Here is an 8,758-nt window from a genome sequence, read left to right as displayed (position 1 = left end):
TGGGTTCATCGACATCTTCACATTTGTCAGATCCACACCGGTTTCGTCCGGGAGCACACGAACCTTCACGTTGGAATCGATCACACGTTTGACAGGGACCAGCAGTTTCATAATTGGTTGCTCCCGGAGCGATGCATTCATCTTGAAAAACTTTGTATGTTTTCTGCAATGTTTGGCTTCGAGTCAAGTGCCCTTGAGTTGTCTAGCTGCAATTTTATATTCCTTTGAAAGAGCGAACGCACGGCCCGGTACAATGAGGCTCGTTCTGTCGCTCTAAGCGCCAAGTCTTTGCGCACCTTTGACCGGGAGAACTTCCTTCAGGTGTTTGCCTGGCCTCTGAAACCGCCTACCGTGAAACGGAACGCATGAGTGGACGTCGGCCGTGAGTATGAGCAAACAATACAAGGTATCCGAGATTTCGGCGGCCACAGGGGTTCCGCCCGCGACGCTGCGCCTTTGGGAGCAGCATGGCCTGATTGTCCCCTCAAGAACTCCAAGCGGCTACAGGCTCTATTCCGAGGACGATTTCGCACGGGTTCATCAGATTATCCGCCTTCGCTCAGTCCAGGGACTGAACCTTGCAGCGATTAAGTCATCGTTGGATGAGGCTTCAGCAGGCCAGGGCGACTCAACTACTGACGAGGCGCCTGCTCCAAGGCTCGGACATGAAATACGTCGACTTCGCACGGAACAGAAGCTGACAATCACCGCTCTGGCCGCGAAAGTGGATGTATCGCCGTCCACAGTGAGTACGCTGGAGCGCACATCCCGCGGCGCCAGCGTTCCGCTCCTGCGAGCAGTTGCCGAAGCGCTTGGCGTAACGGTTACGCAATTAACAGCTAGCCCCGATGATATCGGGACGGCTGTGGTTCGATCGGGCGAGGGGCGTCAATTGCCGTCGTTGGGAACCGGTATTCAGATTCGAGAGCTCGCATCTGGACCTCGTATGATGGATTGTCAGGAGTGGAGTTTAGCGCCTGGCGCCGGGAGCGAGGGTTTCTATCGGCACGAGGGCGAGGAATTCATCCGCGTCCTTCAAGGAAGCTTCGAGATCGAGGTTGAAGGTTTGGGTCTCGCGGTGTTGCGGGCCGGCGATTCAATCTATTTCGAGAGCCATCGAGCGCACTCCTGGCGGTCCGTAGGCAATGAAGTTTGCAGACTGCTCTGGGTCAACACCCCCCCGACGTTCTAAGTGTTATTGCAGCGGGTGCCCTGAGGAATCTATTCATCACGGCAGCGCTCGTGTGAGGCCGCACTAAATCGATAGTCCGGGCTGAGTCCTCACGGGGCCAAAAGCGATTTCGTGGCACGATGCAGCTACCATGATTTCCAAGTCCGCTGGTCATCAGGTTGACTACGTTGACATGCCACTCGACGAATTTTTCAACAGGTCAGCGCTTGTCGGGTTGCCCGATAACGTCATCAGACATCACGAAGAGGTCCATCGCTTTCTGCGCAGCGAATTAGCTTCATGCGTATCTCTGGATGTTGAGCGAGTCCTTGGCCGCTCACCGCATGACTTTGTGCCTTTTGTGCTGGAGCACGCGGTCTTGTGGAAACGCACAGCCGCCTGATACTATTTCTCAATTCAGACCTGCATTCAGTAATGTCGTCAGGCGATGCGCCGCATCCTGTTCTGGCCGGCAGAAAGTTATCTAGTCTGCACTAAACTGTAAGCGTCCGGTCAGGCTCTTTCCGAAGGAACTTGCAGGTTCCACGGCAGGAGTTCATCGATCCGGGTGATGGGATGATCGGCGATGCGGGTAAGGATATCCCGTAGGTAGGCTTCCGGATCGAGGCCGTAAAACTTTGCGGTCTGGATGAGTGACAGGATTGCCGCGGCGCGTTCGCCACCTTTGTCCAATCCCGCGAACAGCCTGTTCTTGCGGCCGAGCGTTTGAGGCCTGATCGCGCGTTCGACAATGTTGGAGCCGATTTCGATACGGCCTCCGGTGAACTGCCCCATTAGACCGGACAATCGGCCTGAACTTGGGCCGGAAAGTCAGTTCCGGCCCGTTCACGTTATCGACTGCGGGAGGCATAGGAAGGCCTTTGCAGTTGGTTAGCTAAGTTCGCTTGCCATTCTATCCAGCACCAGGCCAATTTTTTCGACAAGAAGATCAGCGTCTTCCGTCGTGATTGTGAGCGGCGGGCAGATCGTGAGAGCGTCTACAGCCGCCCGCAGCAAAACGCCCTCTTCCGCCAGATAGGCATTTGCCTGGGAGCCCAGTTGGCCGTCCTTGAACGCGGCGGCGCTTGGGAAGTTTTTCCTGTGGAGTTCGACAGCTGCCACCAGCCCAACGCCGCGCACCTCGCCTACGAGTGGATGATCCGAAAACCGATGCAGCCGGTCACGGAGATACTGTCCAACGCGTGCAGCGTTGCCAACCAGGTCGCGATCTTCAATGACCGCAATGTTCTCAAGCGCCACTGCCGCAGCAACAGGATGTGCCCCGCCTGTAAAGCCGTGGCCAAACGTTCCAATGCGATGGCTTTCATCAGCGATTGTCTGATAGACCTTGTCGTTAACAAGGATCGCCGAGATTGGAAGGTAGGACGATGACAAGGCCTTGGAAAGCACCATGATATCGGGCTTGATGTCGTAAGTTTCCGAGCCGAACATCTTGCCTGTACGCCCGAAGCCGCAAACCACTTCGTCTGCGACGAGAAGTACGTCGTACTTTCCAAGCACAGCCTGGATTTTTTCCCAATAGGTTCGCGGCGGCGTGACAACACCCCCGGCTCCAAGAACCGGTTCGCCGAAGAATGCGGCGATGCTATCCGGGCCCTCGCTCAAGATCAGTTGTTCAAGTTCGTTTGCCCTCCGTGTTGCGAAGTCCTCCTCAGTCTCTCCTGCTTCGGCATCGCGCCAAAAGTGGGGGCTGCCTGTGCGGAGGACATTGGCAATCGGCATATCGAATGATGCGTGATTGTGGGAGAAGGCGGTGAGGCTTCCTGAGGCGAGCGTTACGCCATGATATGCTCGCTCGCGAGCTATGATTTTCTTCCGCTGGGGCTGTCCCAGAGCGTTCGACCGATACCAGATCATTTTGATCACCGTGTCATTCGCCTCTGACCCCGAATTGGTGAAGAACACCTTGCTCATGGGAACCGGAGCGATCTTGACAAGTTTCTCAGCCAAATCGATAGCTGGCATGTGAGTACGGCTGGTGAAATTGTGGCCGAAGCTCAGGCGTTGCATCTGTCTTGCTGCCGCATCAACAAGGCGCTTTTCGCCGAAGCCGACAGCCACGCTCCACAGGCCAGCCATGCCTTCAAGATAGCGCTTTCCATTCGAGTCGTAGACGTAGGCGCCTTCAGCGCGATCAATGATCAGCGGTGCACTGGCTTCATGATCTCGTGCATCGGTATATGCATGGAAATGGTAAGCGATGTCGCGAGCTTCATCGGAGTTCGGTATAAGTGCCATGTCATTCTGCTTTCGTGCGAAGCCCGCGATTGGCAGGCTTTTGGGTTGATTGTCAGGTGGCAGCGGAAGCCGACCTTGAGACGGTCTACTCCGAGCCATTTCGTGGAAATGGCACTCGAGGACCTGTCCGCCTTCGATGAAAGCCGGTCACCCAAACATTTCCGGAAGCGATGGAACCGCATCCAGACATGCCAATTTCCGACATGCGTCAGCCGCGAGGTTTGAGCGGCAGGTCCCGTGGTATAGCGACCCGCGGCGAACGGGGAGGATCAGTCCAGAAATTCAGAATGCTCGCGGATCTCGATAAGCGTTGGGCCATCCGCTTTGAAAGCCGCTTTGACAGCCTGTGTAATCTCGTCCAGGCTCTGAGGTCTTACAGCATTGCAACCAAAGGATCTCGCAAGTGCGAGATAGTCCGGATTGCGTGGTTTGACACCAATCTCGCCAATATCAAGTCGAACCATGTCCTTGTGAATTTGTGCCAGCAGATCGTTGTTCCAGACGATGATCGGAAGGGAAAGCTTTTCTTCGACGGCGGTCCCCAGTTCCTGTAACGTGAAAAGAAAACCTGCATCGCCGGCGAGGGCAACGACATCGCGATCCGGGCAGGCGACCTTCGCTCCGATCGCGGCGGGCAAAGCGTAACCCAATGTGCCGAAACCGCACGGATGAAAGTAGCCGCGGGGCCGGTCGCACGGAAAATGAAAATTGGCTGTATAGGCGATCTGCGTCATGTCCGTGGCCAGGATGCCATCCTGCCCCACAGCCGCCTTCATGGCATCGAGAACCTTGACGTGCTTTTGTTCAAGCGGCGTTAGCATATTGCCGTTCTGCGCGCGAATTCTTTCGACGCTGGTGAGATCAGGCGCACGTGCGGCGCCAACAATTTCGGTCAACGCCTCAAGGGTCGACGCCGCTTCGGCCAGGATACCGACAGTCGGCTTATAGTCGCGTGTCAGCGTATGCTCGTCTATGTCGATGCGGATCAAATCTCCACTGAACTGGTAGGCATCCACCCAATTATCGGTTTCTGCCAGCTCCGTGCCGATCGCGATCACCAGGTCCGCCCGGTTGACGTATTCCTGTGTTGCCGCCAGCGAAAGAGTGGCGCGAAGGGAGGCTGGATGTGAATCTGGAAACACACCCTTTCCTGCCGTCGTCGTAACACACAATGCGCCGATTTTTTCGACGAATGCGCGCAAGGCGGCTGCGCAATCGACCGTGCCGCCGCCGGCAATCACCACTGGAGTCCGGGCCCGATCGATGAGATCTCTGGCAGTGTCCAGATCCTGTTTGGCCGGAGCCATCGCTGCAGCCCGTACCCTCACCGGCTGGCCGAGATTGGAGGCCGAGGCAAGCATATCCAGAGGCATTTCAAGAACAACCGGTCGCGGCCGGGCGCTCTCGAACACCGCAAAGGCATCGGCAACGGCGTCCGGCAGCTCGCTCGCCTGGAAAATGGTCCGCGCGAATGCCGTGATCGGAGCAACAGTCGCGCGCTGGTCGGTTATCTCGTGCAGGCGTCCACGCCCCTTGCCGAGATCGCTGCTGGCGTTGACGCTGCAGAGAACAAGCATCGGCACGGAATCTGAATAGGCCTGTCCGATCGGTGTGGCAGCATTGAGCAATCCGGGACCGGTGATGAGGCAGCAGACGCCCGGCCGGCCCGACGCCCGCGCGTAACCGTCCGCCATGAACCCGGCGCCCTGCTCATGACGCACGCCGACGTGACGCATTTTACGATCGGCGATGCCGCGATACAGATCCAGCGTGTGAACACCCGGTATCCCGAAAACTGTATCTACGCCGTAGGTCTCAAGGATTTCGATAGCGGCGTGACCGCCGATTTGGTTTGCGACCATTCGAGTCTACTCCAAAGATGACTGTTAGATTTTCTTGTTGTGCAACCGAGTTTGTTCAATTCTCTTGTCTTGAGACTAGGCGTCGTTTCCGCTTCAGATCGCGATCCCGGCGGCAAATCCCTCGAAGATTGCCTCTTCCGCGGTGCGCGGTGTAAGACAGTCACCGACGAGACGGATGTTGCCGGGATAGCTGTCAAGCTCCTCGGCGAGGGCATCTACGGCGACGGACGCGGATGCCAGGACCAGCGTGTCGACGTCTTCCAGGACGATAGCGTCGCGGTTTGCGGTGTGCTGAAGATAGACCGTACCAGTATCGACACCATAAAGCCGGGCGTAGGGGATCACTTCCACGCCGCAGCTGTGCAGAAGACCGTTGAGATAATCGCGGGTGTAGTTCTGGATCAGCTCGCCAGGCACCGCACCATTCACGGCAAGCCGGACGCGACAGCCGCTTCTCGACAGCTTGACCGCGGTTCCTATGCCAACCCAGTTGGCGCTCCAATCGGCGATCACCACCGAATGACCGCATTTGGCTTTGTCTCGCAGGACATCGTTGGCCTGCACAACATCCAGGTCCCCGAGTTGCTCATACGGAGGAATGTACGGAATGGCGCCCGTTGCCAGGATGATCGCATCGGGTGCGAAATCATCGATCACCGATCGGTCGACTTCGGTGTTCAGCCTCACGGAAACCCGCGAAAGCTCTATCTCCCTGAGCAGGTTTGTGACCGCCCCACCGAATTCCGACCGTTCAGGGACCAGTTGAGCAATCAGGGCCTGGCCGCCCAGCGCAGGCGACGCTTCGAAAAGGGTCACGTTGTGACCGCGCTCCCTGGCGGCAACGGCAGCTTTCATTCCGGCCAGTCCACCACCGATGACGGCAATTTTTTTCGGTTCCGCGGAACGCACAATATTGCCAAAACGGGTTTCCCGACCGGAGACCGGATTCTGAATGCAGGAAATGGAGACGCTCTTCTGGAACCTGCCGATGCACGACTGATTGCAGGCAATGCAGGCCCGAATATCGTCTAACCGCCCGGCTTCAGCCTTGTTAGGCATTTCCGGGTCGGCGATGAGGGCGCGGGTCATCCCGCACATATCGGCATGTCCGGCAGCGAGAATGGCCTCGGCGTCCTGCGGCTGATTAATCCGGCCGGTGACGAAGACCGGGATCGACACGCGCTTTTTTACCCGCTCGGCCATCGGTGTGACATATCCCGCCTTGAACATCATAGGCGCTGCTATATGCATCGCGCCGCTGTTGGTGGCGGCGGAGCCGAGGGTGACGTTGACGTAGCTGAGCCGCTGCTCCAGGGCACAGATCGCCTCAAGCGCATCCTCTTCCTGGAGGCCGTTCTCGTACATTTCATCGACTGAAATGCGCAAACCCACGACAAAGCCTGGCGAGGTCTTCGAACGAATATTCGCGATCACCTGTTCGAGAAAGTAGCGCCGTTTCTTGGCATCGCCGCCGTATTCATCAGTTCGAAGATTCGAGAGCGGATTGAGAAACTGAGCCGGCAGATTGCCATGGCTGCTAACGATCTCGACGCCGTCGATGCCACCCGCTTCCATGCGACGTGCCGCGTCGCCATATCCCTCGATTATCTCCTTAATCATTCTCCCGCTAAAAGCACGTGGCGTGACATGATAGCGATCGGTTGGAACGGCAGACGGAGCGAATGCGGGAAGCAAGAGCCCGTCATTGGTTTCCAAGATCTCTTTTCCGGGATGGAAAAGCTGGGCAAAAATCTTGGTGCCATATTGGTGGACTGCATCGGAGATTTTCCTGTATCCATCGATGCAGCTATCATCCGTTGCCATAAGAATATGGCTGGTGTAGCGGGCGGTTTCATGAACCCCGGAAACCTGCAAGACAATGAGCCCAACCCCACCGCGCGCCCGACTTATTTGATAGGCAATCAGTTTTTCGTTAACGGTGGAATCAGTCGGCAGCACAGTGTCGTGCCCCGTCGACATGATCCTGTTCTTGATCGTAACGCCTCCGATCTGAAGTGGTGAAAAGAGCTTCTTAAGCGCCGAGTCCTTCAACTCTGAACTCCCTTGGAAAGTGGATTTGAGTGTCCGATACCGGCGCATGAGCAGCCGTTCGGGTCGATTGGACGCTTGCAGCCGCATCGGACTCGGAAGCTTATCAGGCGCGATCAAGGGGATGCAAGCGGTTTGGTTGTTCCTCGCCCATCTGACGGGCAATAGAGCCAAGAGGTGCCATTCTATATGATACGTCCGTGCAGGTACGATACTCCGGTCATCGAGGTCCCCTTACGATCGGGCGGCTCCTTACATCAATTGATGCTCGATCTGCCAGCTCATAGCTAGGCTGCGGACGTGAACAAGACTGTCACTGACGGCTAGACAGCCCTAGCGTCAAAAGTTCAAAATACTCCAAAGCGAACTCCTCGGCCCGCTTGGGCCCATTTGGGTTAAACCATCGCACCATCCAATTCAGCATTGAAAGAACCGAGTGGGAAGCCGTCGTAACATCGACATTTCGAAAGGTGCCATCCGCAATACCTTCGGCGACGATCTTTCTAAGTATTGACTCGTACTCCACACGTTTCTGAGTGGCCTCGAATTTCAATCCAGGGTTAGCCATGCCGCCATAACCGATGAGCATGCACACGAAACTCCAGTAATTCTCTTCGAAGTAAGACGCGTGAGCAGTCATAAATGACTTCAGTTTAGCTTCGCCACCTTTAGATGTCGCCACGCTGTTTCCGACAAAAATCAGAAGTCCCTCAAGTGTCCTAATTATTATGGCGTCATATATTTCTTGCTTCGAGCCGAAATAATGATAGACCGCCGCCTTCGATACCCCAAGGCGTTCGGCAACTACACTCAAAGAGCCATTGTCGAACCCATCTTTACCAAAAAGCAAGGCGGCTTCTTCAAGGATGCGATTTCGGGCATTCTCCAGCACTGGGGGGCGCCCCATTCGTGGCTTCAATTTTGACTTGTTCATTGGCCCTCAGACTTCGCCACCATGATCTCAACTTAGTCGCTTCGTCGGTTGCTACCATACTCGCGCGTTACTAAAAACATCTATCCCATGCTGTAAGCCGGTATTGTAAATTAGCCGGCGCGTACATTCGCGGGGAAGTCCATTGGGGTGACTAGGACGTCTGTAAACACCTATGCCACTCAAGGGATCGCTCTTTCTGTTTGCAACGATATTTACATACCGTCCAAACAGTATATAAGTCAATAAGGGTATCATTCGATCGGGTTGTTTGTGGTGCCGACCAGGAACGCGTCGCCAATCAGCTTAATGAATCTCGCACCCCAATCAGGACGTTCGATGAATTGTCCATACCGAAAATGGAATTGGTAGAACATGAAAATTCTCGTCCCAGTGAAGCGTGTCGTCGACTATAACGTAAAGATCCGCGTTAAGTCGGATGGCTCGGGCGTCGAGCTTGCGAACGTCAAGATGTCGATGAACCCG

General features: G+C 55.8%; 7 protein-coding genes and 2 pseudogenes. 3 read left to right on the top strand and 6 right to left on the bottom strand.

The genetic code is table 11. From position 1 onward, the window contains the following. Nucleotides 1-111: pseudogene (locus J2X50_RS24745) on the bottom strand (electron transfer flavoprotein subunit beta/FixA family protein); the annotation flags it as partial. Nucleotides 112-388: 277 nt separating this feature from the next. Between J2X50_RS24745 and J2X50_RS24740 the strand changes: the two are divergent. Further along, on the top strand, nucleotides 389-1,192 hold the full coding sequence (locus J2X50_RS24740; RefSeq protein WP_306041274.1) for a MerR family transcriptional regulator: 804 nt from the start codon (nucleotides 389-391) through the stop codon (nucleotides 1,190-1,192). Nucleotides 1,193-1,322: 130 nt separating this feature from the next. Then, a complete protein-coding gene (locus J2X50_RS24735; protein ID WP_306041275.1) occupies nucleotides 1,323-1,574 on the top strand; it encodes a hypothetical protein in 252 nt (83 codons plus the stop codon). 110 nt (nucleotides 1,575-1,684) lie between these two features. On the opposite strand, the gene J2X50_RS24730 is transcribed toward J2X50_RS24735, so the two are convergent. The 5 genes from J2X50_RS24730 to J2X50_RS24710 form a co-directional block, all read right to left on the bottom strand. Then, entirely contained in the window at nucleotides 1,685-1,978 is a 294-nt protein-coding gene (locus tag J2X50_RS24730; RefSeq protein ID WP_429098854.1) for a transposase domain-containing protein, read from the bottom strand. 84 nt (nucleotides 1,979-2,062) lie between these two features. Further along, nucleotides 2,063-3,430, bottom strand: a complete 1,368-nt coding sequence (locus J2X50_RS24725; protein ID WP_306041277.1) for an aspartate aminotransferase family protein — start codon at nucleotides 3,428-3,430, stop codon at nucleotides 2,063-2,065. Between the two features lie 269 nt (nucleotides 3,431-3,699). Then, on the bottom strand, nucleotides 3,700-5,292 hold the full coding sequence (locus J2X50_RS24720) for a 5-guanidino-2-oxopentanoate decarboxylase (protein WP_306041279.1): 1,593 nt from the start codon (nucleotides 5,290-5,292) through the stop codon (nucleotides 3,700-3,702). 93 nt (nucleotides 5,293-5,385) lie between these two features. Then, a complete protein-coding gene (locus J2X50_RS24715; protein ID WP_306041281.1) occupies nucleotides 5,386-7,344 on the bottom strand; it encodes an NADH:flavin oxidoreductase in 1,959 nt (652 codons plus the stop codon). 310 nt (nucleotides 7,345-7,654) lie between these two features. Then, on the bottom strand, nucleotides 7,655-8,275 hold the full coding sequence (locus tag J2X50_RS24710) for a TetR/AcrR family transcriptional regulator (RefSeq protein ID WP_306041284.1): 621 nt from the start codon (nucleotides 8,273-8,275) through the stop codon (nucleotides 7,655-7,657). 372 nt (nucleotides 8,276-8,647) lie between these two features. On the opposite strand from J2X50_RS24710, the pseudogene J2X50_RS24705 reads away from it, so the two are divergent. Next, nucleotides 8,648-8,758 (top strand): annotated as a pseudogene (locus J2X50_RS24705) (electron transfer flavoprotein subunit beta/FixA family protein); the annotation flags it as partial.

This window comes from Aminobacter sp. BE322, from assembly GCF_050433525.1.
In the GTDB taxonomy this organism is placed as follows: Bacteria; Pseudomonadota; Alphaproteobacteria; order Rhizobiales; family Rhizobiaceae; genus Aminobacter.
This window is presented reverse-complemented; position numbering and strand designations above follow the sequence as displayed.